Source organism: Gluconacetobacter tumulicola, from assembly GCF_014174215.1.
Classification (GTDB): Bacteria; Pseudomonadota; Alphaproteobacteria; order Acetobacterales; family Acetobacteraceae; genus Gluconacetobacter; species Gluconacetobacter tumulicola.
The window spans coordinates 1-905 of sequence record NZ_JABEQL010000077.1 but is presented as its reverse complement, the minus strand read 5'-3'; the positions used below and the strand labels follow the sequence as shown (position 1 = coordinate 905).

Below are 905 nucleotides of genomic sequence, written 5' to 3'. Positions count from 1 at the left end.
CTGTAGAGCTTGCGCGCGCGGTCGCTGGCCAGCCGGCTGTCCTCGGCCGCGCGGTGCAGCAATTCGGTATGTTCCACATCGTCATGCCAGGCCGCCATCGCGTCCTCGACCTCGCGGAAGGCCGTCAGCACCGTCTGGCGATAACTCAGCCGGCTGGCTTCCGCCGCCGCCTGCATCCCGCGCACCTGCGCCGTCAGCTTGCCGCCATGGGCCAGCGGCAGCGAGGCCAGCATGAAGAACTGCCAGCTCAGCGCCCCGGCCTGGAAAAGCTGGTACATCGCCGACGCATTGGGGTTGAAATTCAGCGGAATGCTGAAATTCGGATACATCTGCGCCACCGCAACGCCGATCCGCGCCGTCGCCTCGGCATAGGCGCGTTCCGCCCGGCGGATGTCCGGACGGTTGGCCAGCACGATCGAGGGCATGGTCGCCGGGAAGTCGGGAACCTTGGGCAGCGGGCGGGCGATCTTCAGCTCCGCCTCCGTCGTGCCCGGCATCTGGCCCATCAGCACGTCGAGCGCATGCGTGATCTGGGCGATATGCGTGCGCAGCGGCTCGCGCGCCGCAAGCTGGCTGTCCAGCTCCGCCTTCGCCTGCGCGATCTGCAAGGTGTTGCCCACGCCCTCCAGATACAGGCGCTGCGTCAGGTCGTAGGCTTCCTGCGCCACGCTGATATTGCGGTTCGAGATCTCCAGCCGCAACTGCGTATCACGCAGCACCATATAGTCGCTGACCAGCGCCGAGAGCATCGTCATCAGCACCGCGCGGCGGTCCTCGACCGTCTCCTCGACCGCGCGTTCCTGCGCTTCCACGCTGCGGCGGATACGGCCGAACACGTCGATCTGCCAGCTCGCACTCACCCCGTAGGAGAGATAGGACGCGCCGGGGCGGTTGGCCGGGTTGCC

Annotated in this window: 1 protein-coding gene; it reads right to left on the bottom strand. The window is 67.4% G+C overall.

Annotated elements, in window-relative coordinates; genetic code table 11:
- The coding region (locus HLH29_RS19320) for a TolC family protein (protein WP_182968988.1) at positions 1 to 905 on the bottom strand (905 nt) is incomplete at both ends.